This is a genomic window from Rhodovulum sp. 12E13 (assembly GCF_003340565.1).
In the GTDB taxonomy this organism is placed as follows: domain Bacteria; phylum Pseudomonadota; class Alphaproteobacteria; order Rhodobacterales; family Rhodobacteraceae; genus HLUCCA09.
Genome location: NZ_QPLK01000002.1, coordinates 1 through 21,526, shown reverse-complemented (window position 1 = coordinate 21,526; position 21,526 = coordinate 1). Strand labels below are relative to the sequence as shown.

Sequence of the window (21,526 nt, the reverse complement as noted above, 5' to 3'; positions counted from 1 at the left end):
CAGAGGATTACCGGTTCACTGGGCCCTCGGCAGGCCCTGCACCGTCTGGCCACGCTCCTCGTCCCCCAGCACCGAGAGGACCTTGGCCTCGATGTCGGCGGCATTGAGCCCGGCGACGGCATACATGTCGCCCGGGCTCGCCTGGTCGATGAAGATGTCGGGCAGCACCATCGAGCGGAAGCGCAGGCCCGTGTCGAACACGCCTTCCTCGGCCAGCAGATGCGCGACGTGACTGCCGAAGCCGCCGACGGCCCCCTCCTCGATGGTGATCAGCGCCTCGTGCTCCGCCGCGAGCCGAAGAACGAGGTCGCGGTCGAGCGGCTTGGCGAAGCGGGCGTCGGCAATGGTCGGCACGACCCCGCGCGCGCCCAACGCCTCGGCGGCCTCGCGCACCTCCTTCAGCCGGGCGCCGAAATTGAGCAGCGCCACGCCATGCCCCTGCTGGATCATGCGGCCCTTGCCGATCTCGAGCGGCACGCCGCGCTCGGGCATCTCGACGCCGACGCCCTCGCCGCGGGGAAAGCGGAAGGCGATGGGCCCCTCGTCGTGCGCCACGGCGGTGGCCACCATGTGAACGAGCTCCGCCTCGTCGGCCGCCGCCATCACGGTGAAGCCGGGCAGGTTGGCGAGGAACGCGACGTCGAAAGCGCCGGCATGGGTCGCCCCGTCGGCGCCCACGAGGCCGGCGCGGTCGATGGCGAAGCGCACCGGCAGGCGCTGGATCGCCACGTCGTGCACGACCTGGTCGTAGCCGCGCTGCAGGAAGGTCGAGTAGATCGCGGCGAACGGCTTCAGCCCGCCAGCCGCCTGCCCCGCGGCGAAGGTCACCGCGTGCTGCTCGGCGATGCCCACGTCGAAGCACCGGGAAGGAAAGCGCTCGGCGAACTGCTTGAGACCCGTCCCGTCGGGCATGGCGGCGGTCACGGCGGTGATCCGCTCGTCCTGCGCCGCCTGCGCGATCAGGCTCTCGGCGAAGACCTTGGTATAGGATGGCGCGTTCGAGGCCGCCTTCTTCTGCTCGCCGGTGATGACGTCGAACTTCGACACGCCGTGGCCGCGGTCGCGGGCCTCTTCGGCGGGGGCATAGCCCTTGCCCTTCTTCGTGATCGCGTGGATCAGGATCGGGCCGTCGGCGCGCGCCCTGACGGTGCGCAGCACCGGCAGCAACTGCTCCATGTCGTGCCCGTCGATGGGGCCGACATAGGAAAAGCCGAACTCCTCGAAGAGCGTGCCGCCGACCGTCAGGTGCTTGAGCAGGTCCTTGGCGCGCTTGGCCCCCTCGCGGAACGGCTCGGGCAGCATGCTGACCGCCCCCTTGGCGACCGACTTGAACTCCTGGAACGGCGCGCCGGCATAGAGCCGCGACAGGTAGGACGACATGGCCCCCACGGGCGGGGCGATGCTCATCTCGTTGTCGTTGAGAATGACGATCAGCCGCCGCCCCTCGTGGCCGGCATTGTTCATCGCCTCGTAGGCCATGCCGGCGCTCATCGCCCCGTCGCCGATCACGGCGATCGCGTCGCCGAGCGGCGGCTCGCCGCGCTCCTCGGGCCGCGCGCCGAGATCGCGGGCCACGGTAAAGCCGAGCGCGGCGCTGATCGAGGTGGAGCTGTGCGCCGCACCGAACGGGTCGTAGGGGCTCTCCGACCGCTTGGTGAAGCCCGACAGCCCGTCCTTCTGCCGCAGCGTGCGGATGCGGTCGCGCCGCCCGGTGAGGATCTTGTGGGGGTAGCACTGGTGGCTGACATCCCAGATCAGCCGGTCCCTCGGCGTGTCGAAGACGGCATGGATCGCCACCGTCAGTTCGACGACGCCCAGCCCCGCGCCGAGATGCCCGCCGGTCTCCGACACCGCCGAGATCGTCTCGGCGCGCAGCTCCGAGGCCAGGCGCACGAGCTCGGCGTCCGACAAGCCTTTCAGGTCGGCAGGGGTGTTCACCCGGTCCAGTAGCGGGGTGCTCGGTCGCGTGCTCATGGATGGCTTCTCCGTCGGGCTCAGGGCCCCCTGTCACTTCCGCCGGGCGATAACGAAGCGGGCCGCCTGCCGCAACACGTCCGCCCGGTCACCGTAGGGGGAGAGCGCGTCGCACGCCTCCTCCACCAGACCCGCCGCGCGGGCCTTGGCGCCATCGAGGCCGAGCAGCGAGACGAACGTCGCCTTGCCCGCATCGGCATCCTTGTGGAGCCGCTTGCCCGCCAGCGCGGCGTCTCCCTCGATGTCGAGGATGTCGTCGGCAATCTGGAAGGCCAGCCCCAGCGCCCCGGCATAGTGCCGCAGCGGGGCCGGGTCGGCGCCCGCGATCACCGCGCCCGCCTCGCCCGACCAGCGGATCAGCGCGCCCGTCTTGGCCGCCTGCAGCCGCTCGATCTCGGCCAGCCCCAGCGGCGCCGCCGCGCTCTCGGCGGCGATGTCCAGCGCCTGGCCCAGCACCATGCCGCGCATCCCGGCGGCCTCGGCCAACCCGCGCACCAGCGCCACCCGCCGCTCGGCCGGCCCCAGCCCCTCGCGCGCAAGCAGCTCGAAGGCGAGGCAGTGCAGCGCGTCGCCCACCAGCACCGCGGTGGCCTCGTCCCACTTCACGTGCACCGTGGGGCGGCCGCGGCGCATCTCGTCGTCGTCCATCGACGGCAGGTCGTCGTGGACCAGCGAGTAGGTATGCAGCGCCTCGACCGCCGCCGCCGCCGGAGCGGCCTGCTCGGGCGCCACACCGTGCAGCGCCGCGCCCTCGATCACGAGGAAGCCGCGCAGCCCCTTGCCGCCCTCGAGCGCGTAGCGCATCGCGTGCACCACCGGCACGTCCGGGCCCGCCGCAAGCTCGGCCGCCAACAGGTCGGCCACGCGCGCCGCCGCCTCGCCCAGCCGCGCCTCGAAGCGGTCGGTCTCCACCACCTCACTCATCGAGCGGGGTCACGCCCGTCGGCCTGCCGTCGGCATCGGTCGTGATCTGCTCGACCTTGGCCTCGGCCTCCTTCAGAAGCTCCTCGCAGCGCCTGCGCAGCGCGTCGCCTCGCTCGTAGAGCCGGATGGAATCGGCGAGCGGCACCTCGCCGCCCTCGAGCCGGCCCACCACCCGCTCGAGCTCGGCCATCGCCGCCTCGAAGCTCAGCTCCGTCACCGGCACCTCCTGCGCCTCGCTCATGCCGCCCCCCGTTCCATCAGCACCTCCACGTGGGCCGCGACCGACGCGGCCAGCGCGCCGAGGTCGTAGCCCCCTTCCAGCGTCGACACCACGCGCCCGCCCGCGCTCGCCTCGGCCACGTCGCAGATCCGGCCCGTGATCCAGGCGAAATCGTCCTCCGTGAGCCGCAGGTTGGCCAGCGGATCGTCGGCATGACCGTCGAACCCGGCCGAGACGAGCACGAGCTCGGGCGCAAAGTCGATCAGCGCGGGAAACACCCGCTCCTCCCATGCACGGCGAAAGGCGGGGCTCGCCGTGCCGGGCGCCAGTGGCACGTTCATCACGTTGTCATGTGCGCCAGTCTCGTGCACGTCGCCGGTGCCCGGCCAGAGCGGCATCTGGTGCGAACTGACGAAAAGCGCCCGCGCCTCGCGCCAGAGCAGGTCCTGCGTGCCGTTGCCGTGATGCACGTCGAAATCGAGCACCGCGACGCGGGCCAGCCCGTGCAGGTCGAGCGCGCGCCTGGCCGCGATGGCGATCGTGCCGAACAGGCAGAAGCCCATCGGCGTCTCGGTCTCGGCATGGTGGCCGGGCGGGCGCGTGGCGCAGAAGGCGTTCCCGACCTCGCCCGCCAGCACCGCGTCGACCGCCGCCCCCGCCGCGCCCACCCCGCGCAACGCCGCGTCCCAAGAGCCGGCCACCACATGCGTATCGGCGTCGAGCGCGCGGCTGCCTCTCGCGGGGATCGACGCCTCGATCTCGGCCACGTAGCTCTCGGGGTGGCAGCGCAGCAGCTCCCCCCGTTCGGCCAGCGGGGCCTCGCGCCTCTCGAGCGCGGCGAAGGCAGGGGCCGAGAGCGCCCGCATCACCGCCTCGAGCCGCTCCGCCCGCTCGGGGTGGCCCAGCGGCGTGACATGCAGCAGACAATCCTCGTGGGTGTAGAGTGCCGTGGCCAAGCGCGCCGCCCTCCCGGTTTCTTTCTGTCCCAAATACGCATTGCCGGACGGGGCGGCCTGCGCCGCCCATGGAGGGACTCACTCCGGCGCGAGCATGTAACCCGCGCCGCGCACCGTCTGCAAATAGCGGGGCTGACGCGGGTCGGTCTCGATCTTGCGGCGCAGGCGCGTGATCTGCACATCGACGGCGCGCTCATGCGCGCCCGGCCCGTCGGGTCCGCCGTCGCGGCCGAGCTGCGCGACGAGCTGCGCCCGGCTGAGCGCCTCGCCCGGCCGCGCGGAGAAAATGCGCATCAGCGCCGATTCCGTCGCCGTCAGCCGCACCGGCACATCGCCGCGCCACATCTCGCCGCGATCGACGTCGTAGCGCACCGGGCCGAGATGCAGCATCTTGGGGCTCGCCGGGCTTGTCGGTTCGGCGGGCATCCGCCGCAGGATGGCGCCGATCCGCAGCAGCAGCTCCTTCGGCTCGAAGGGCTTGGGCAGATAGTCGTCGGCCCCCGCCTCGAGCCCCGAGATGCGGTCGTCGGCCTCGCTCTTGGCCGTCAACAGCAGGATCGGCGTTTCGATGCGGCGGCGCAGGTCGGCGGTCAGCGAAACGCCGTCCTCGCCCGGCATCATCACGTCGAGCACGATCAGGTCGAAGTCGAGGCCGCCGAGCAGCCGCCGCGCCTGGTCGGCGTCGCGCGCGGTGCTGACGAGAAAGCCGTTGCGGATGAGGAATTTCTGAAGGAGCGTCCGGATGCGGGCATCGTCGTCGACGATGAGCAAGTGCGCGTCGGAGGGGTCGGGCGCGGGCAGTGGCTGCTCCCCTTCGTCAAGCCACTCGGGCGAGGGCGCTGTCAGGTCCGTGTCGTTCATCGTCCTGCCTCCGAGAGACGATGGTACTGGCGGTGCTGCTCGGGGTCCATCATCTCTTCGAGCACCGCGCGGAAGCCGGCCACCGCCTCCGGCCCGGCTGCACGGAAGGCGCGTCGCATCCGGTCGGTCTGGGCGTCCGACAATGCGCGCTCGAGCGCTTGCCCCTCCTCGGTCAGGTGCAGGTTGCGCTCTCGCCGGTCCGACGCGCCGACGCGCGCCTCCACGAGCCCGTCCTCGATCAGACGCCGCAGCACCCGGTTGAGCGACTGCTTGGTCACGCCGAGGATCGACAGCAGGTTGGTCACCGTCGTGCCGGGAGAGCGGTTGATGAAGTGGATCGCCCGGTGATGCGCCCGCCCGTAGCCGTATTCGTCGAGGATGCGATCGGGGTCGGCCGTGAAGCCGCGATAGGCGAAGAACATCGCCTCGATCCCCTTGCGCAGCTGGTCGTCGGTGAGAAAGAGCAGCGTCTCGCCGCCCCGCGGGCCGAGCCCGCCCTTGCCGTCTGCCATGGCCACCTCCCCGGGCGTGCTCCCTCGGGAGCGAGATTACGTCAGCGTTGTTGACATTGCCAGAGGCGACTGATACCGACTGTCCGCTTTTTGCGCAACTTTATGGCCGGATCGGCCGCAAATTGCGCAACTTCTGAAAACGTGGCCTTCAGGGCGAGGGAGAGGGTGACATGGCCGGCAACTACGCGGACCGAGACGGGCAGATCTGGATGGACGGGGCGCTTGTCCCCTGGCGAGAGGCCAACGTGCACATCCTGACCCACGCCATGCACTACGCCTCGTCGGTGTTCGAGGGCGAGCGGGCCTACGGCGGCAGGATCTTTGAGAGCCGCAAGCATTCGCAGCGCCTGCGCGACTCGGGCGAGGCGATCGACATGCCCATCCCCTGGACCGTCGACCAGATCGAGAAGGCCAAGCACGACGTGATGCAGGCCAACGGCCTGTCGGATGCCTACGTGCGCGCCGTCGCATGGCGCGGTGCGGGCGAGGACATGGGCGTGAGTTCGTCGCGCAACCCCGTGCGCATGGCCATCGCCGCCTGGGAATGGGGCGCCTATTACGGCGACAGCAAGACGCGCGGCGCCAAGCTCGACGTCTCGAAGTGGAAGCGCCCTTCGCCCGAGACGATTCCCTCTCACGCCAAGGCGGCCGGCCTCTACATGATCTGCACCATGTCCAAGCACGCCGCCGAGGCCAAGGGCTGCGCCGACGCGCTGATGATGGACTATCGCGGCTACGTGGCCGAGGCGACCGGTGCCAACATCTTCTTCGTGCGCGACGGCGAGGTGCACACGCCCGAGCCTGACTGCTTCCTCGACGGCATCACCCGCCAGACCGTCATCGGCCTCCTGCGTGACCGTCAGATCAGCGTGCACGAGCGCCACATCATGCCGGAAGAGCTCGAGGGCTTCCAGCAATGCTGGCTCACCGGCACGGCCGCCGAGGTGACCCCGGTCGGCGAGATCGGGCCGTGGCGCTTCGAGGTCGGCGAACTGACGCGAAATATCGCCGAATCCTACGAAACTCTCGTGCGCTCCTGAGAGACGGCAAAAGGGCTCTTTAACTCCTCGTTGCGACCATGCGTCAAAGCGGTCTCTCGATCGAGGAGGAGGTACGTCATGGCCTGGAGCCTGCCCTACACGCTGACGGTCGCCGCGCTGGTGGCCGGCCCCTCGGTCGTCACGGCCACCATCGCCGAGATCATCGGCGACCCGCGGCTGCGCCCGCTGTCACTGTCCGAGATGCGCCTCGCCGCGTCCGACGCCCGGATCGAGATCGAGGGCCCCTACGTGCGCACGCGCATCTACTGGGCCGGCCCATCGCAGGGCTACGCCACGCCCGACGATCTGCGCATGGCCGTGCGCGAGGCGCTCGCCGCGAAGGGGGTCGAGGCGCATGTCGCCATCATGGCCAGCGACGGCGGCGAAACGCTGCTCGACATGCGCGCGGGCCGGAGCGCGTTCGGCCCCTTTCCCGTGGCCGATGCCGCCCGGCATGTCGTGCCAGCGGCCGAGGCGGCGCGCCTCGCCTTTTCCGTGCAATCGGCCCGGACGGTCAATTGACAGGCAGGCGCGGCAGCCGGCCAGGACGCAACCTGCCCGGCTGATCGCGGATCACACCTCGTAGCCACGCTCGATCCGCAGGAAGGCGCGCATGCGCGCCGCAGGGTTGTACGGCCCCTTGGACCGGCGGCGCAGGCCGAGGATCTTCTTGTCCGCCGTCTCGTCTGACAGCCGCCGTGCCGCCCCCGCATACCGGGTCACAGGCGCATTCGAGCTGACGTCACGGGGATGGTCGAGAACATGCTTCTTCATGACATCCTCCTGTCGTTTCGCGGGACATTAGCAGATTCGCGCATGTTGCCAAACGCTCACGGCCGGGCGCGCGTTCCTGCGCCGGCGGCGTTCTTCGTCAGCCGATCGAGGGCCCAGCGCGCCGCGTCGGCCACCGCCGGATCGGGGTCGTCCACGAGGCCCCGCGCCAGCTCGGCCAGCGCCGCATCGCCCGAATTGCCGATGGCATAGAGCACGTTGCGCACGAGGCGGTCACGCCCGATCCGCTTGATCGGGCTACCCGAAAACATGGCGCGAAAGCCCGCGTCGTCGAGCCGCACCAGATCGGACAGGCGCGGCGTGTCGAGGCCCTGACGCGGGGCATAGCGCATCTCGCGCGCCTCCGCCGCGAACTTGTTCCACGGGCAGGCGGCGAGGCAATCGTCGCAGCCGTAGATCCGGTTGCCGAGCGCGGGCCGCAGCGCCTCGTCCACCGGCCCCCGGTGCTCGATCGTCAGATACGAGATGCAACGCCGCGCATCGAGGCGGAAAGGCGCCGGGAACGCATCGGTCGGGCAGGCGTCGAGGCAGGCGCGGCAGCTCCCGCAGCGTTCCTCCCCCGGCGCGTCGACGGGCATCTCGGCCGTGGTGAAGATGCAGCCGAGGAAGAACCAGTTTCCGAGATCCCGGCCGAGCAGGTTGGTATGCTTGCCCTGCCAGCCGAGGCCCGCCGCCTGCCCCAGTGCCTTTTCCGGCACCGGCGCGGTATCGACGAAAACCTTTACCTCTTCCCCGCTCTCGCCCACCAGCCAGCGCGCCACCCGCTTCAGCCGCTTCTTGACGAGGTCGTGGTAATCCTTGCCCCGGGCGTAGACGCTGATCGCCCCCCGGTCGGGGCGGCTCACCACCGCCATCGGGTCCTCGTTCGGCGTGTAGGGCTCGGCGAGCATCACGACCGAGCGCGCCTCGGGCCAGAGCCTCGCGGGGTCGCCCCGCCACTCCATCCGCTCGGCCATCCAGCCCATCTGCCCGTGATAGCCCAGCGCGACGAACTCCTGCAGCCGGGCCGGCACCTCCGGCACCGCGTCGGGCCGGCACACGCCCATCGCGGCGAAGCCCTCTGCCAGCGCCTGCGCGCGCAGCGCCTCCTTCAGATTTCGGGCCTGTTCGTCCACCATGCGCCTCATGCATGGCAGGTAACCCCGCAGGCACGCCCCTCCAACCGCGCCCTTGTCATATTCCTTTTATGGAATATTTAGCCCGAAGCAGCAGACAAGGAGCCCAAGACATGACCGCCAGCCCCAAGGTCCGCGCCTTTTTCGACAGGCCCACCGGCAGCCTGCAATACGTGTTCCACGACCCCGCCACGATGCAGGGCGCCATCGTCGACCCGGTGTGGAACTTCGACCCGGCCGCCGGCGCCGTGACGACCCAGAGCGCCGACGAGATTCTCGCCTACGTCGAGGAACAGGGGATCGACATCGCCTGGATCCTCGACACCCACCCCCATGCCGACCACTTCTCGGCCGCGCCCTACCTTGCGGAGAAGCTCGGCGCCCCGCGCGCCATCGGCGACAAGGTGACCGGCGTCCAGAAGCTGTGGCAGGATCTCTACCACCTGCCCGACCTGCCCACCGACGGCCGCCAGTGGGACAGGCTGTTCGCCGATGGCGACACCTTCCAGGTGGGCGAGATCCCGGTGCGCGTGATGTTTTCGCCCGGCCACACGCTGGCCTCGATCACCTATGTCGCCGGCGACGCGGCCTTCGTCCACGACACGCTGATGAAGCCCGAAAGCGGCACGTCGCGCGCCGACTTCCCCGGCGGCTCGGCCGAACAGCTGTGGGCGTCGATCCGCGCGATCCTCGATCTGCCGGCAGAGACGCGCCTCTACCCGGGCCACGACTATCCGCCGGCGGGGCAGGCCCCTCAATACATGGCTACGGTCGCCGAGCACCGGCTCCGGAACCGTCATGTGAAAGACGGGATCAGCCGGGAGGAATTCCTCGCCATGCGCACCGAGCGCGACGCCACCCTGCCCCTGCCCGACCGGATGCTCGCGGCCCTGCAGATCAACATCCGCGGCGGCCGCCTGCCCGAGGCAGAGGCCGACGGGCGGCACTACCTCAAGATCCCGGTCGGCCGGTTCGAGCCGCGCTGACCGGCATGTCCCGCTGCCCGGCCCCGATTCTGGCCCCGGATCCGGCCCCGGCACCAGACGCGCCGGAGGCCGGGTCGCCGGCCGGGTCCATGTGGATAAGGATGTCAGCCTGCGGGTGATCGGCGAGGAGCCGCCGCTTCAGCGCGGCGGCAATCTCGTGCGCCTCGGCCAGCGGCAGCGATCCGTCGATCTCGACGTGGAAATCGACGAAGACGCGCCCGCCGGCCATCCGCGAGCGCAGGTCATGGCAGCCCTCGATGCCGGGGTGGGCGGCTGCCGCGCGCTCGATCTCGGCGATCAGTGCCGGGTCGGCCCGCCGGTCCATCAGCGCGTCCCACGCGCCGCGCCCGATCCGCACGGCGCCGACGGCGAGCACGCCCGCCGCGAGCAGCGCCACCACGCTGTCGACCCCAGAGACGCCGTAGGTCGCCGAAGCCCAGAGCGCCGCGATGGCGCCGAGATTGGGCACCAGATCGCCGACGTAATGGAGCGAATCCGCCTGCACCACGCGGTTGCCCGTGCGCCGCGCGACGTGCCGCTGCCAGGCGACGAGGGAGAGGGTGAGCCCGATCGAGATGACCAGCACGATCACCCCGCGCCCCTCGGCGTGAAGCTGCGTCTCGCCACCTGCCGCGAGCCGATAGACCGCGACCGCGCCGATGGCCCCGGCCGCACCGATCAGGAACAGCGCCTGCCCGAGCGCGGCAAGATCCTCGGCCGAGCCGTGGCCGAAGGCGTGATCCTCGTCGGGGGGGCGCGCGGCATAGGCGATGGCGGCGAGGCCCGAAGCCGACACCAGCAGGTCAAGCCCACTGTCGGCCAGGGTCGCCGCGATCGACAGCGCCTGCGTCTGCGCCAGCGCCCAGGCCTTGAGCACCACGAGCGTCAGGGCCACCGTGACCGAGGCCGCCCCGGCCGAGAGGTTGAGCCGCCGCCTGTCCGCCTCGCTCTTCATGGCGCCTCGCCGGTATCGTCGCGCGGGGCGTGCCTATCCCGTCAAGGGCCACCAGGGCGATGAGGCAAGTCGCCCCCGCCGGGCGGCGGCGTCACTCCGCCGGGGCCGGCACGGCGGCCGGCCGGGCCGTCGCCCGCGCGCCGCCCGAAGGGCCGGTGCCCGCCTGCGCCGTGCCCCCGGCGAAGCGCAGGCGGAGCGCATTGGTCAGCACGAAGACGCTCGACAGCGCCATGGCGCCCGCGGCCAGCATCGGCGACAGGAGCGGCCCGCCGAAGACGTAGAGCGCGCCTGCCGCCACCGGGATGAGCGCCACGTTGTAGCCGAAGGCCCAGACGAGATTCTGCCGGATGTTGCGCATCGTCGCCCGGCTCATGGCAAAGGCATTGGCCACGCCGGCCGGGTCGCCCGCCATCAGCACCACGTCGGCGCTCTCGATGGCGACGTCGGTGCCGCTGCCGATGGCGATGCCCACGTCGGCCGCCGCCAGCGCCGGCGCGTCGTTGATCCCGTCGCCGACGAAGGCGATGCGGCCCTCCCCGCGCAGCCGGTCGACCGCCTCGACCTTGCCGTCGGGCATGACCTCGGCCACCACCTCGTCGATGCCGAGCCTGCGGGCCACCGCCTGCGCCGTCGCCGCACCGTCGCCCGTGACCATCGCCACCTTCAGGCCCAGCCCGTGCAGGTGCTCGACGGTGCGCCGCGCGCTCTCGCGCACCGGGTCGGAGACGGCGGCGAGCGCCGCGACCTGACCGCCGACGGCGACGTAGAGCGCCGTCTGCCCCTCCTCGGCAAGCGCCTCGGCACGCGCGGCGAGCGGCGCGGTGTCGACGCCCTCGCGGTCCATCAGCCGGGCGGCGCCGACCAGCACCTCGTCGCCCTGCGCCCGCGCCCGCACGCCGAGCCCCGCCAGAGCCTCCACCGTGTCGGGCGTCTCGCGGGCCAGGCCGCGCCGCTCGGCCCCCGCCACGATGGCACGGGCGATGGGGTGCTCCGAACGATCCTCGATCCCCGCGACGCGGGCCAGCAGCGCCTCGGCATCGACGCCCGGCACCGCCTCCCACGCCGTCAGGGCGGGGCGCCCCTCGGTCAGGGTGCCCGTCTTGTCCATGGCGACCACGCTCACGCCCTCGAGCGCCTGCAGCGCGTCGCCCCGGCGGAACAGCACGCCGAGATCGGCCGCCCGGCCGGTGCCGACCATGATCGAGGTCGGCGTCGCGAGCCCCATCGCGCAGGGGCAGGCGATGATCAGCACCGACACGCCCGCGACCAGCGCGTGGGTCAGCACCGGCTCCGGCCCGACGAGCAGCCAGACGGCGACCGTCGCCACCGCCACGACCAGCACGGCGGGCACGAACCATAGCGTGATGCGGTTGACGAGGCTCTGGATCGGCAGCCGCGCGCCCTGCGCCTCCTCGACCATGCGGATGATCTGCGCGAGCACCGTGTCGGCGCCGACCCGCGTCGCGCGGAAGACCAGCGCGCCCGATCCGTTGACCGTGCCGCCGGTCACGGGCGCGCCCGGCGCCTTTTCCACCGGGACCGGCTCGCCCGTGATCATGCTCTCGTCGACATAGGACGTGCCCTGCGCCACCTCGCCGTCGACCGCGATGCGCTCGCCGGGGCGGACATGGATCAGGTCGCCCGGCGCGATCTCGGAGATGGCGGTCTCGGCGACCTCTCCGCCGCGTTCGACGCGCGCCGTTTTCGGCCGAAGCCCGGCGAGGCGGCGGATGGCCTCGCCCGTGCGCCCCCGCGCCCGCGCCTCGAGAAAGCGGCCGACCAGGATCAGCGTGACGATCACCGCCGCCGCCTCGAAATAGACCGCGCGGGTGCCGGCGGGCAGAAGCGACGGCAGGAAGGTGGCGACGACCGAGTAGGCGTAGGCGGCCGACGTGCCCAGCGCCACGAGAGCGTTCATGTCGGGCGCGCCGCGGACCAGCGCCGGAAAGCCCGCCGTGTAGAACCGGCGCCCCGGACCGGCCAGCACCAGCGTCGTCAGCACGAATTGCAGCACCCACGACGCCTGCATCCCGATGGTGCGGTGCACCAGGTCATGCACGCCGGGGATCATGTGCCCGCCCATCTCGATCATGAAGACAGGCAGCGTCAGCGCGCCCGCGATCAGCGCGTCGCGGCGCAGGGTCGCGGTCTCTTCGGCTTGCGCAGCCTCACGGTCGGGCACGACCTCTGACGCAGCGTCACCTTCGCCGTGCGGCCGGGCGGGATAGCCCGCCTCGGTCGAGGCCCGCGCCAACGCCTCGGGCGCGACGGCCCCTTCGGCGAAGTGCACCTCGGCCCGCCCCGTGGCGAGGTTGACCTCGGCCGACAGCACGCCCGGCACCGCGGCGAGGACCCGCTCGAGCCGGCCCACGCACGAGGCGCAGCTCAGACCCTCGACATCGAGTGTCGCCCGGTCGGTGCGCATCGGCTTGCCCTGCGCCTCCAGCGCCTCGGCCAGCCGCGCCGCCGTCACCGTACCGTCATGCCGCACGGTCGCGCCGCCGGTGGCGAGGTTCACCTCGGCGTCCGTCACCCCCTCGACGCCTGCGAGCGCGCGCTCCACGCGGCCCACGCAGGAGGCACAGGACATTCCGTCGATCCGGAGGGAGAGAGTGTCGGTGGTCATGGCAGGGGTCCGATCATGCGTCATGATCGGGCATATGGGGCCTCCAGCCGCTGGAAGGTCAAGGGCAGGACCAGTCAGCTTTGCCGCACCCCGACGGCGCCATGTCGCGGACGTCGCTGCCGAAACAAGAAGCGCCGGCCACCAGGGCCGGCGCGTTCTTCGGATAAGGGTGGTGCGGTCGAGAAGACTCGAACTTCCACGGGTTTTACCCCACAGCGACCTCAACGCTGCGCGTCTACCAATTCCGCCACGACCGCCCGCGACTTGGTGAGCGGCTACCTAGCGAGTCGCGCGCGGCCTCGCAAGAGGGGATGCGCCCGCCGTCGGCCCGCATCGCAGCCGTGCCGGTGCGCGGTGAGCGCGAGGCGCTTTCAACCGCAGCAGCGGGGGGACGACACGGCCGCATCGAGGCGCTATGTGGCACGCAGGGCAGGCTGCGGGCCTGCCGTTCGGGCAACGGACGGATGGATGACCGACTGGCTGATCTCGGAGGCGCCGGTGCCTTACCAGCGCGCTGTCGCAGAGATGGAAGCGCGCGCCGCCGCCATCGCGTCGGGCACGGCGAACGAGGCGATCTGGCTGCTCGAGCACCCGGCGCTCTACACCGCCGGCACCTCGGCCCGGCAGGAGGATCTCCGCTGGCCCGACCGCTTCCCGGTCCACGAGACGCGGCGGGGCGGACAATATACCTATCACGGGCCGGGGCAGCGCATCGTCTACGTCATGCTCGACCTCAACCGGCGCGGGCGCGACGTGCGCGCCTTCGTCTCGCGGCTGGAGGCCTGGGCGATCGCTGCGCTCGACCGGTTCAACGTGGCCGGCGTGGTGCATCGCGACCGGGTAGGCGTCTGGGTGCCGCGGCCAGAAAAGGCGCCTCTGCCCGACGGCACCCCGCGGGAGGACAAGATCGCCGCCATAGGCATCCGCCTGCGGCGGTGGGTGAGCTTTCACGGCATCGCCATCAACGTCGAGCCCGACCTGTCGCATTTCGACGGAATCGTGCCCTGCGGCATCGAGGGGCACGGCGTGACCTCGCTGGTCGATCTCGGTCTTCCGGTGACGATGGCCGATCTCGACGTCGCACTGCGCGCGACCTTCGCCGACCACTTTCCGCCGCCGGAGCCGCCCGCGGAAAACGCCGCGCCCGCATCGGGGCCGGCGGCACACCCGATCCAACCCCGAACGTGAGGCCGGGCCGGCCGGTCATGCGCCGCCGTGCTCGCGCGCCGGCACGCCCGCGTCAGGCGCCCCGCGCCGCGTTGCCCGCGACTGGTTCGGGCGCTCGGCCGCCCCAGGTGGCGATCATGCGCTCCACGATCTGGTCGCGCGCCTGCCGGTATGCCTCGAGCTGCCGCTCGCGCGTGCCACCGAGGCCCGTGGGATCCATCACCGGCCAGTAGAGCACGTCGAGCGAGTGGGTGCGCGTCAGCTCCAGCGCCTGACGCTGCGAGGCGGGCGAGAGCGCCACGATCAGGTCGAAGCCGCCAAGATCGTCGCCCCATTGCTGCATCTCGTCGAAACTGCGCGAGCGGTGGCGCGACAGCTCCACACCCAGTTCGGCGCAGACGGCGATGGCGAAGCCGTCGATCTCGCGGTCGCCATGCACGCCGGCGGATTGCAGGTAGGCCTGGGTGCCGTAGATCTTCTTGGCCAGCCCCTCGGCCATGGGCGAGCGCACCGAATTATGGTCGCAGCAGAACAGGATCGAGGAGGGGAGATCACCCACGCTGCCTCACATACCGTAATGCAGCACGCAGATCAGGGTGAAGAGCCGCCGCGCCGTATCGATGTCGACCTCGGCCTTGCCCTCGAGCCGCTCCTGAAGCACCCGCGCGCCCTCGTTGTGGATGCCGCGCCGGGCCATGTCGATCGCCTCGATCTGGCTGGGCGGCAGCTTCTTGACGGCGTCGAAGTAGCTTTCGCAGATCTGCCAGTAATCCTTGACCACCTGCCGGAAGGGCGACAGCGACAGGTGGAACTCGCCGACTTGCGCCCCCTCCTCCTGGGCGATATCGAAGACGAGCCTGCGCTCGCGGATCGCAAGCGAAAGACGGTAGGGACCGGGGGGCACCGGCTGGTCGCCACGGGGCGGCAGGGCGAAGGAATTGTCCTCCAGCAGGTCGAAGATCGCCACCTTCCGCTCCTGCTCGATCTCGGGCGTCGGCGGGGGCAGGTGCGAGTCGTCGATCTCGATATGCGCGATGCGGGACATGGGCGGCAGCCTTGTGACGCGAAAGCTCTATCGCGGGGCGTTGTGCGGGGCAATCCGGCGCGGCACCGGAGGGCGCGCGGCTGCGCACGGGCGCGCCGTCGGGTCAGGTCGGCGCGTTCGCCCCGGCGCGCGCCTCGGCACGCTCGGCGAGGGCCTGGGTGACGATCTGTGCCGACGACCACAGGAAGAGAGCCGCCATCGCCGCGGCGACCAGCAGGTCCGGCCACGCCGCGCCCGTCAGCGCCACCGAGCCCGCGGCCCCGATCACGGCGACGTTGCCGATCGCATCGTTGCGGCTGCACAGCCACACCGAGCGCACGTTGGAATCGCCGTCGCGGTAGCGCAGAAGCAACAGAACACTGGCAACGTTTGCCGCGAAGGCGAGCGCGCCGACAGCCCCCATCACGGGCGCCACGGGCACGTCCGTCGAGAGCACCTGCCAGAGCGTCGCGCCCAGTACCCAAAGCCCCATGGCCCCAAGGCTCGCGCCCTTCACCAGCGCCGCGGCCGACCGCACCGACAGCGGCCGACCGATGGCCCAGAGCGACAGGGCATAGGTCAGGGTGTCGCCGAGAAAGTCGAGCGCGTCGGCCTTGAGCGCTTGCGATCCCGCGAGCACACCCGCCGTCATCTCCACGACGAACATGACCGCGTTGATCGCGATCACGGCCAGGAGCACGCGGCGATACCGCCGCGAGACTCCCTCGAACCTGACATTCGTGCCGCAGGCGCAGCCCGCCATGTCGCCTCCTTTCGCCCACCTCAGCGTGAGGGCACGGGCGCGGCGAGGCAAGCCCCGGCCTGCCCCTACCCCTCGTTCAGCCGGTCGAGCCGCAGACGCACCGACAGGCCGTGAGCGCCCAGCCCCTCGGCGGCGGCGAGCGTCTCGGCCGCCGGGCCGACCTGGGCCAGGGCGCCCGGCGTCATGCGCGCCAGCGTCGTGCGCTTGAGAAAGTCCATCACCGAAAGACCGGACGAAAAGCGCGCCGAGCGCGCGGTGGGCAGCACGTGGTTCGGCCCGCCCACGTAGTCGCCGATCGCCTCGGGGGTCCATGACCCGAGAAAGATCGCGCCCGCGTTGGTCACCTTCCCGGCCAGCGCGTCGGGATCGTCGACGCACAGCTCCAGGTGCTCGGGCGCGATCCGGTCCGACAGGGCGGCGGCCTCGTCGAGGTCGCGCACCACGATCACCGCGCCATAGTCGCGCCAGCTCGCCCCGGCGATGGCGGCCCGCTCGAGCGCGGGCAGCCGCGCCTCGACGGCCTGCGCCACCGCCCGGCCGAACGCGGCGTCGGGCGTGATCAGGATCGACTGTGCGCTCTCGTCGTGCTCGGCCTGGCTGAGCAGATCGACCGCCACCCAGTCGGGGTCGGCCGTGCCGTCGGCGATCACGAGGATCTCCGAGGGCCCCGCGATCATGTCGATGCCGACCCGCCCGAAGACGCGCCGCTTGGCGGCGGCGACGTAGGCGTTGCCCGGCCCCGTCACCTTGTCGACGGCGGCGATCGTCTCGGTGCCATAGGCGAGCGCGGCGATCGCCTGCGCGCCGCCCACCCGGTAGACCGCGTCGACTCCCGCCACCCGGCAGGCCGCCAGCACCAGCGGATCCGCCACCCCGTCAGGCGTCGGCACCGTCATCACCAGCCGGCCCACGCCCGCCACCCGCGCCGGAATCGCGTTCATCAGTACCGACGACGGGTAGGCGGCGAGCCCTCCCGGCACGTAAAGTCCGGCCGCGCCCACCGCGCTCCACCGCCAGCCGAGCGCGGCGCCCGCCTCGTCGGTCCAGCTCTCGTCCCGGGGCATCTGGCGCTCGTGGTAGGCACGGATGCGATCGGCCGCGATCTCCAGTGCAGAGCGCTCGGCCGCGGGCACCTTCGCCACCAGCGCCTCGATCTCCGTTTCTGAAAAGGCGAGCGTCTCCGGCGTCAGACGGATCCTGTCGAAACGCTCGGTCAGCTCGACCAGCGCCGCATCGCCCCGCGCCCGCACGTCGGCGATGATCGCGTCGACCGCGCCCTCGACCTCGGGCGACTCCTCGCGCTTGGCCGTCAGAAGCGCGCCGAACGCCGCGTCGAACCCCGGCTCCGCACTGTCCAGAAAGACCGGCATCGCATTCTCCCCTCTCGCCCGCCGGCAGATACCGCTCCGATGCCCGGCTCACAAGCACTCGCCCCGCGCACGACGCACCTGCCCCACGGGCGCGGGCCGCGGTCCGGCACACTACCCGCCCGGGCACCCGCCGCCTGCGCGCGCCCCGCCTCTCCCATCATCCTGGCTCAAATACTCCGGGGGAGTCGCCGCAGGCGACGGGGGCAGCGCCCCACCCCGCCCGAAGGGCAAGAGGGAACGTGCCGCAGGCACGCCGTCCGGAAACGGCCCGTGACATGCTCAGTCCAGGTCGTGTCCGGGCGCCGTGCCGGAGGGCGCCGCGTAGGGGCGGGTCACGTCCTTCAGGGTCACGTCGAGGCACTCGGCCTCGAGGCCCACCGCCCCGTCCCCGGCGAGGGTCAGCAGCACGCGGCCCGCACCGTCCTCGCCCGGCTCCCACGTCACCGAGAGCAGCGACAGCACCGTCTCGGCCTCCGACCGGTCGATGCCCTGGCTGCGCACCGCCAGCACGTCGTCGACCACCAGCAGCGACCGCACCCTCTCGTAGGGGCGCCCGCGCGCCTCGGCACGCGCCCTGTCCTCCCAGCGGAAGCGATTGAGCAGCACGGCGAAGCGGCGCCGCCGCGGCTGCCACCGCATCTCGGACACCGGAAACACCGCGTCCTGCGCCAGCGCCGAGATCACGGCCAGCCCTTCGTCATCCATCGCCGCGAGGAAGAGCGGGCGCTCGCCGCCCTCGTCGAACGAGGCGTCGCCCGGCATCGTCAGGACACGCCTTCTTCCGCCATCGCCTCGGCCGATCCCTCGCCGGCGATGCGCTCGATCTTCGCCCCGCACGCACCGAGCTTCTCTTCCACCCGCTCGTAGCCGCGGTCGAGATGATAGACGCGGCTGACCACCGTCTCGCCTTCGGCCGCGAGGCCCGCGAGGATCAGCGAGACCGAGGCGCGCAGGTCGGTCGCCATCACCGGCGCGCCCTTCAGCCGCTCGACGCCTGTCACCGTGGCCACTCCGCCCTGCACGTCGATCCTGGCGCCCATCCGCGCGAGTTCAGGGGCGTGCATGAAACGGTTCTCGAAGATCGTCTCCTCCAGCCGGCTCACCCCCTGAGCCGTGCTCAGCAGCGCCATCATCTGCGCCTGCAGGTCGGTCGGGAAGCCAGGGAAGGGCGCGGTGGCGACGTCGACGGCCCGCACCACGCCGTTGGCGCGCTTGACGCGGATGCCGCGGTTGGTCTGCGTCACCTCGACATCGGCCGCGTGCAGCTTTTCCACGAACGCCTCGACGAGGTCGAGCCGTCCGCCAAGCAGGTCCACCTCGCCGCCGGTGATGACGGGCGCCAGCATGTAGGTGCCGAGCTCGATCCGGTCGGCCACCACCTCGTGCGTGGCCCCGCCGAGCGAATCGACCCCCTCGACGGTGATCGTGGCCGTTCCCTCGCCCCCGATCCGGGCGCCCATCGCGCGCAGGCAGCGGGCGAGATCGACGATCTCGGGCTCGCGCGCGGCGTTCTCGAGCACGGTCGTGCCCTTGGCGAGCGTCGCCGCCAGGAGCGCGTTCTCGGTGGCGCCGACCGAGACGAGCGGAAAGACGACGCGCGCCCCCTTGAGCCGCCCGCCGGGCGCCCGGGCGTGAACGTATCCATCGCGCAGGTCGAGCTCGGCACCCATCGCCTCGAGCGCGCGCAGGTGCAGGTCGACGGGCCGCGCGCCGATGGCGCAGCCGCCGGGCAGCGACACCTCGGCATGGCCGAGCCGCGCCAGCAGCGGCCCCAGGACGAGGATCGAGGCGCGCATCTTGCGCACGATATCGTATTCGGCGCGCGAGCCGGTCAGCGCGTGCGACGACAGCGCCAGCACCTTGCCGTCGGCAAGCGACGACACCTCGGCGCCGAGCGAGCGCAGCAATGTCGCCATCATGCGGATGTCCGACAGGCGCGGCGCGTTGGTCAGCGTAAGCGGCGACTCGCTGAGCAGGGTCGCCGGCATCAGCGCGAGACAGGCGTTCTTGGCGCCGGATATCTGGATCGCCCCCGATAGCGGGCCGTTCCCGGTGACGACGATCCTGTCCATGCCTCAAGTGCCCCCGTTCTCGCCTTGGCCGCTCTCTCCGGGCCTGCCTGCCTCCCGGGCGTCCGGCTGTCCCGGATCGCCTGCCGCGGGGCCGGGCGTCGCCTGCTCCTCTGCCGGGCGCGCCTTGCGCCGGCGGAGATTGGCCCGCAGAGCGGCCTTCAACCGCGCGTCGCGCGGCACCGTGCCGGCATCGGGCCAGCGGGAGCGTCCACCTCCACCCATGCGCGGGGCCTTACGCCAGCATGCCCCGGCACGTCCAGAGGCGCAGGGCACGCCCTGCCCGCATTGCGGCAGAAATGCCTTGCACGCACGGTCCATGCCTGTATGACCGGCCGCGTCGGACGCTGCCGTAGCTCAGGGGTAGAGCACTCCCTTGGTAAGGGAGAGGTCGAGAGTTCAAATCTCTCCGGCAGCACCATCTCCACAGACAACCCTCTGACTCTCCTCAGCTTTTCTGGAGCTGACCGGAGGCGTAGAACATGCCGGAGAACAAATCCGCCCCTTTCACATTCGAGAAGCAGGGGGTGTTCTACTTCACGCGACGGGTCCCGAGCGACCTGCGAGACCACTACACGAGCGGCAAGATTTCCTTCTCTCTGAGGACGAGGTCGGCCTCGGTGGCCAGAGCGCGGGCGCTCAAGGCGTCGCAGCAGCTCGACGAGCATTGGCACTTCCTGCGGATGCACAGCATGGACCTGCCGGGTAAGCACCTCCTCAGGATGGGCGGGTCTCGTCCCATCGCCATGCCTGGGTCGCCCTTGGCCCAGCCTGAGACAGAGGAGCAGGGGATCAGCCTCAGCGAGGCCGTCGCGCTCTACTTGCGGCTCAAGGGGGCCAACCGCCCTGCCACCTTCCACAGAGCTGCGGAACGGTCATGCGGATACGTCATCGACGCCTGCGGCGACAAGGACATCTCAGCCTACAAGCGGGCCGACGCCAACGCCTTCCGCGATGCACTGATCAAGCGACAACTGTCGGGCAGCAGCATCACGAGGGTCTTCGGCACGGTTCGCTCCGTGATCAACTTCGCCGCCTCGGAGATCGGGATAACCCTCACCAATCCATTCGCCGGGGTCTACTACGACCGGAAGGCCGGTGTGGAGGATCGACAGCCGCTCTCGCTGGTGGACATCCGCAAGGTCCAAGAGAGATGCTATGCCGTCGATGACGAGGCTCGCTGGCTCGTGGCGCTTGTGTCCGACACCGGGATACGCCTCGCCGAGGCTGTGGGTCTTCTTCGGGAGGACATCGTCCTCGACGCGCCCATCCCGCACGTACTCATCCGCGAGCATCCATGGCGGCGGCTGAAAACCTCGACAAGCGCAAGGACGGTCCCCCTTGTTGGCGTATCGCTGTGGGCCGCTCATCGGATCATTGCTGAGCCGACCGGCAGCGAGTTCGCCTTCCCTCGCTACAACAAGGGAGACGCGACCAGCGCGAACTCTGCCAGCGCGGCGCTGAACAAATGGATGAAGCCACACGTCCCTGAGCGCTGCACCATGCACAGCTTTCGCCACTCGATGAGGGATCGCCTCCGAGCCGTCGAGTGCCCGGCTGACATCGTGGACCAGATTGGTGGTTGGCAGACCGAAGGCGTGGGGCACAGCTACGGCAGGGGCTACCCGCTTGAGGTCCTCGCCAAGTGGATGAAAGCGGCGGTGTAGCTCCGGGGCATGTTCTACGCCTCCGGTCAGCTCCAGAAAAGCTGAGGAGAGCCAGAGGGTTGTCTGTGGAGATGGTGCTGCCGGAGGGCGTGGTTGCCCTTGGCTGGCTCCCGTCACAGCACCCTCTGTGGCCCTGCACTCAGCGTTTGCTGGGGTAGCAGTGGGCCGGAGGCGCGGTCAACAGGCACCGTTGGTACTACGATTCGTACTACGGCACCGGGCACGGCCTGTGCTGCCGCCTCAGGGTGGAGCGCGACCCACCCAGGGGCATGGCTTCGGGTTGATGGCGGTGCCTCCACCGGGGCCGGGTAGCCGAAGTTCGACAGAATTGGGGGGAATCTGGTTCGATTGGGGTTGTCTGGTGCAATCGGATCAATGGGAACGTCTGAAAAACCTCGCTCTCTGATCGGCGTGGGGTAGACTGGGCGGGACCACGAAGGAGGCCCCCGATGCCCAAGCAGCCCGCCTTTCCCGGCCTCCGCCACGCGATGAAGAAGAAGCAGAC

The 21,526-nt window shown here is 71.0% G+C and carries 21 protein-coding genes and 2 tRNA genes; 6 read left to right on the top strand and 17 right to left on the bottom strand.

Features of this window, described 5'->3' with window-relative positions; genetic code table 11:
* Nucleotides 1-15: 15 nt before the first annotated feature.
* The 6 genes from dxs to DLJ49_RS01765 all read right to left on the bottom strand — a co-directional run bounded on the left by dxs (nucleotide 16) and on the right by DLJ49_RS01765 (nucleotide 5,447).
* The gene (dxs, locus tag DLJ49_RS01790; RefSeq protein WP_115391812.1) at nucleotides 16-1,974 is read right to left on the bottom strand and encodes a 1-deoxy-D-xylulose-5-phosphate synthase; all 1,959 of its coding nucleotides are present in this window, start codon (nucleotides 1,972-1,974) and stop codon (nucleotides 16-18) included.
* Nucleotides 1,975-2,007: 33 nt separating this feature from the next.
* A complete protein-coding gene (locus DLJ49_RS01785) occupies nucleotides 2,008-2,898 on the bottom strand; it encodes a polyprenyl synthetase family protein (protein WP_115391811.1) in 891 nt (296 codons plus the stop codon).
* The gene (locus DLJ49_RS01780; protein ID WP_115391810.1) at nucleotides 2,891-3,139 is read right to left on the bottom strand and encodes an exodeoxyribonuclease VII small subunit; all 249 of its coding nucleotides are present in this window, start codon (nucleotides 3,137-3,139) and stop codon (nucleotides 2,891-2,893) included. The genes DLJ49_RS01785 and DLJ49_RS01780 overlap by 8 nt, the downstream gene beginning before the upstream one ends.
* The gene (locus DLJ49_RS01775) at nucleotides 3,136-4,074 is read right to left on the bottom strand and encodes a histone deacetylase family protein (protein WP_115391809.1); all 939 of its coding nucleotides are present in this window, start codon (nucleotides 4,072-4,074) and stop codon (nucleotides 3,136-3,138) included. The genes DLJ49_RS01780 and DLJ49_RS01775 overlap by 4 nt, the downstream gene beginning before the upstream one ends.
* A 78-nt stretch (nucleotides 4,075-4,152) precedes the next feature.
* A complete protein-coding gene (locus DLJ49_RS01770; protein WP_115391808.1) occupies nucleotides 4,153-4,935 on the bottom strand; it encodes a response regulator in 783 nt (260 codons plus the stop codon).
* Nucleotides 4,932-5,447, bottom strand: coding sequence for a MarR family winged helix-turn-helix transcriptional regulator (locus DLJ49_RS01765; RefSeq protein WP_115391807.1), 516 nt, complete (start codon nucleotides 5,445-5,447; stop codon nucleotides 4,932-4,934). The genes DLJ49_RS01770 and DLJ49_RS01765 overlap by 4 nt, the downstream gene beginning before the upstream one ends.
* A 170-nt stretch (nucleotides 5,448-5,617) precedes the next feature.
* Between DLJ49_RS01765 and DLJ49_RS01760 the strand changes: the two genes are divergently transcribed.
* Nucleotides 5,618-6,487: a branched-chain amino acid aminotransferase gene (locus tag DLJ49_RS01760; protein ID WP_115391806.1), complete on the top strand. Its 870-nt coding sequence runs from the start codon at nucleotides 5,618-5,620 to the stop codon at nucleotides 6,485-6,487.
* A gap of 78 nt (nucleotides 6,488-6,565) precedes the next feature.
* A complete protein-coding gene (locus tag DLJ49_RS01755; RefSeq protein WP_115391805.1) occupies nucleotides 6,566-7,009 on the top strand; it encodes a hypothetical protein in 444 nt (147 codons plus the stop codon).
* Between the two features lie 51 nt (nucleotides 7,010-7,060).
* On the opposite strand, the gene DLJ49_RS01750 is transcribed toward DLJ49_RS01755, so the two are convergent.
* Both DLJ49_RS01750 and queG read right to left on the bottom strand, forming a co-directional pair.
* Entirely contained in the window at nucleotides 7,061-7,261 is a 201-nt protein-coding gene (locus tag DLJ49_RS01750) for a hypothetical protein (protein WP_115391804.1), read from the bottom strand.
* Nucleotides 7,262-7,317: 56 nt separating this feature from the next.
* Nucleotides 7,318-8,397 carry a tRNA epoxyqueuosine(34) reductase QueG gene (queG, locus tag DLJ49_RS01745; RefSeq protein WP_115391803.1) on the bottom strand — a complete coding sequence of 360 codons (1,080 nt, stop codon included), beginning with the start codon at nucleotides 8,395-8,397 and terminating at the stop codon, nucleotides 7,318-7,320.
* A gap of 110 nt (nucleotides 8,398-8,507) precedes the next feature.
* Here queG and DLJ49_RS01740 point away from each other — a divergent pair, with 110 nt between their 5' ends.
* Complete coding sequence (locus DLJ49_RS01740) at nucleotides 8,508-9,380, top strand: MBL fold metallo-hydrolase (RefSeq protein ID WP_115391802.1); 873 nt, start codon at nucleotides 8,508-8,510, stop codon at nucleotides 9,378-9,380.
* Here the strand turns inward: DLJ49_RS01740 and DLJ49_RS01735 are convergent.
* The 3 genes from DLJ49_RS01735 to DLJ49_RS01725 form a co-directional block, all read right to left on the bottom strand.
* A complete protein-coding gene (locus DLJ49_RS01735; protein ID WP_115391801.1) occupies nucleotides 9,346-10,335 on the bottom strand; it encodes a cation diffusion facilitator family transporter in 990 nt (329 codons plus the stop codon). The genes DLJ49_RS01740 and DLJ49_RS01735 overlap by 35 nt on opposite strands.
* 91 nt (nucleotides 10,336-10,426) lie before the next feature.
* Nucleotides 10,427-12,961 (bottom strand): heavy metal translocating P-type ATPase, encoded by a 2,535-nt coding sequence (locus DLJ49_RS01730; RefSeq protein WP_115391800.1) that lies wholly within the window; start codon nucleotides 12,959-12,961, stop codon nucleotides 10,427-10,429.
* A 170-nt stretch (nucleotides 12,962-13,131) separates the two neighbouring features.
* Nucleotides 13,132-13,218 (bottom strand) — tRNA-Leu (locus DLJ49_RS01725).
* A gap of 211 nt (nucleotides 13,219-13,429) precedes the next feature.
* Here DLJ49_RS01725 and lipB point away from each other — a divergent pair.
* Nucleotides 13,430-14,149 (top strand): lipoyl(octanoyl) transferase LipB, encoded by a 720-nt coding sequence (gene lipB / locus DLJ49_RS01720; protein ID WP_115391799.1) that lies wholly within the window; start codon nucleotides 13,430-13,432, stop codon nucleotides 14,147-14,149.
* Between the two features lie 52 nt (nucleotides 14,150-14,201).
* On the opposite strand, the gene DLJ49_RS01715 is transcribed toward lipB, so the two are convergent.
* The 6 genes from DLJ49_RS01715 to murA all read right to left on the bottom strand — a co-directional run bounded on the left by DLJ49_RS01715 (nucleotide 14,202) and on the right by murA (nucleotide 19,357).
* The gene (locus tag DLJ49_RS01715; RefSeq protein ID WP_233488654.1) at nucleotides 14,202-14,627 is read right to left on the bottom strand and encodes an arsenate-mycothiol transferase ArsC; all 426 of its coding nucleotides are present in this window, start codon (nucleotides 14,625-14,627) and stop codon (nucleotides 14,202-14,204) included.
* A gap of 66 nt (nucleotides 14,628-14,693) precedes the next feature.
* Nucleotides 14,694-15,173, bottom strand: a complete 480-nt coding sequence (locus DLJ49_RS01710; protein WP_115391797.1) for a UPF0262 family protein — start codon at nucleotides 15,171-15,173, stop codon at nucleotides 14,694-14,696.
* A gap of 103 nt (nucleotides 15,174-15,276) precedes the next feature.
* Nucleotides 15,277-15,915 (bottom strand): cation efflux transmembrane domain-containing protein, encoded by a 639-nt coding sequence (locus DLJ49_RS01705; RefSeq protein ID WP_115391796.1) that lies wholly within the window; start codon nucleotides 15,913-15,915, stop codon nucleotides 15,277-15,279.
* Between the two features lie 65 nt (nucleotides 15,916-15,980).
* Nucleotides 15,981-17,285, bottom strand: a complete 1,305-nt coding sequence (gene hisD, locus DLJ49_RS01700) for a histidinol dehydrogenase (RefSeq protein WP_115391795.1) — start codon at nucleotides 17,283-17,285, stop codon at nucleotides 15,981-15,983.
* 279 nt (nucleotides 17,286-17,564) lie between these two features.
* Nucleotides 17,565-18,047, bottom strand: a complete 483-nt coding sequence (locus DLJ49_RS01695) for a DUF2948 family protein (protein WP_115391794.1) — start codon at nucleotides 18,045-18,047, stop codon at nucleotides 17,565-17,567.
* A 2-nt stretch (nucleotides 18,048-18,049) separates the two neighbouring features.
* Nucleotides 18,050-19,357, bottom strand: a complete 1,308-nt coding sequence (gene murA, locus DLJ49_RS01690; protein WP_115391793.1) for a UDP-N-acetylglucosamine 1-carboxyvinyltransferase — start codon at nucleotides 19,355-19,357, stop codon at nucleotides 18,050-18,052.
* 343 nt (nucleotides 19,358-19,700) lie between these two features.
* Between murA and DLJ49_RS01680 the strand changes: the two genes are divergently transcribed.
* Both DLJ49_RS01680 and DLJ49_RS01675 read left to right on the top strand, forming a co-directional pair.
* Nucleotides 19,701-19,775 (top strand) — tRNA-Thr (locus DLJ49_RS01680).
* Between the two features lie 61 nt (nucleotides 19,776-19,836).
* Entirely contained in the window at nucleotides 19,837-21,021 is a 1,185-nt protein-coding gene (locus DLJ49_RS01675) for a DUF6538 domain-containing protein (protein ID WP_115391791.1), read from the top strand.
* The last annotated feature ends 505 nt before the right edge of the window (nucleotides 21,022-21,526 follow it).

Bases quoted from the DNA above. Each gene is read 5' to 3' on its own strand.
- DLJ49_RS01740 (WP_115391802.1), top strand. From the start codon at position 8,508: ATGACCGCCAGCCCCAAGGTCCGCGCCTTTTTCGACAGGCCCACCGGC.
- DLJ49_RS01730 (WP_115391800.1), bottom strand. From the start codon at position 12,961: ATGACCACCGACACTCTCTCCCTCCGGATCGACGGAATGTCCTGTGCC.
- DLJ49_RS01750 (WP_115391804.1), bottom strand. From the start codon at position 7,261: ATGAAGAAGCATGTTCTCGACCATCCCCGTGACGTCAGCTCGAATGCG.
- DLJ49_RS01770 (WP_115391808.1), bottom strand. From the start codon at position 4,935: ATGAACGACACGGACCTGACAGCGCCCTCGCCCGAGTGGCTTGACGAA.
- dxs (WP_115391812.1), bottom strand. From the start codon at position 1,974: ATGAGCACGCGACCGAGCACCCCGCTACTGGACCGGGTGAACACCCCT.
- queG (WP_115391803.1), bottom strand. From the start codon at position 8,397: ATGGTGGACGAACAGGCCCGAAATCTGAAGGAGGCGCTGCGCGCGCAG.
- murA (WP_115391793.1), bottom strand. From the start codon at position 19,357: ATGGACAGGATCGTCGTCACCGGGAACGGCCCGCTATCGGGGGCGATC.
- DLJ49_RS01755 (WP_115391805.1), top strand. From the start codon at position 6,566: ATGGCCTGGAGCCTGCCCTACACGCTGACGGTCGCCGCGCTGGTGGCC.
- DLJ49_RS01705 (WP_115391796.1), bottom strand. From the start codon at position 15,915: ATGGCGGGCTGCGCCTGCGGCACGAATGTCAGGTTCGAGGGAGTCTCG.
- DLJ49_RS01715 (WP_233488654.1), bottom strand. From the start codon at position 14,627: ATGGCCGAGGGGCTGGCCAAGAAGATCTACGGCACCCAGGCCTACCTG.
- hisD (WP_115391795.1), bottom strand. From the start codon at position 17,285: ATGCCGGTCTTTCTGGACAGTGCGGAGCCGGGGTTCGACGCGGCGTTC.
- DLJ49_RS01785 (WP_115391811.1), bottom strand. From the start codon at position 2,898: ATGAGTGAGGTGGTGGAGACCGACCGCTTCGAGGCGCGGCTGGGCGAG.
- lipB (WP_115391799.1), top strand. From the start codon at position 13,430: ATGACCGACTGGCTGATCTCGGAGGCGCCGGTGCCTTACCAGCGCGCT.
- DLJ49_RS01675 (WP_115391791.1), top strand. From the start codon at position 19,837: ATGCCGGAGAACAAATCCGCCCCTTTCACATTCGAGAAGCAGGGGGTG.
- DLJ49_RS01780 (WP_115391810.1), bottom strand. From the start codon at position 3,139: ATGAGCGAGGCGCAGGAGGTGCCGGTGACGGAGCTGAGCTTCGAGGCG.
- DLJ49_RS01735 (WP_115391801.1), bottom strand. From the start codon at position 10,335: ATGAAGAGCGAGGCGGACAGGCGGCGGCTCAACCTCTCGGCCGGGGCG.
- DLJ49_RS01760 (WP_115391806.1), top strand. From the start codon at position 5,618: ATGGCCGGCAACTACGCGGACCGAGACGGGCAGATCTGGATGGACGGG.
- DLJ49_RS01765 (WP_115391807.1), bottom strand. From the start codon at position 5,447: ATGGCAGACGGCAAGGGCGGGCTCGGCCCGCGGGGCGGCGAGACGCTG.
- DLJ49_RS01695 (WP_115391794.1), bottom strand. From the start codon at position 18,047: ATGCCGGGCGACGCCTCGTTCGACGAGGGCGGCGAGCGCCCGCTCTTC.
- DLJ49_RS01710 (WP_115391797.1), bottom strand. From the start codon at position 15,173: ATGTCCCGCATCGCGCATATCGAGATCGACGACTCGCACCTGCCCCCG.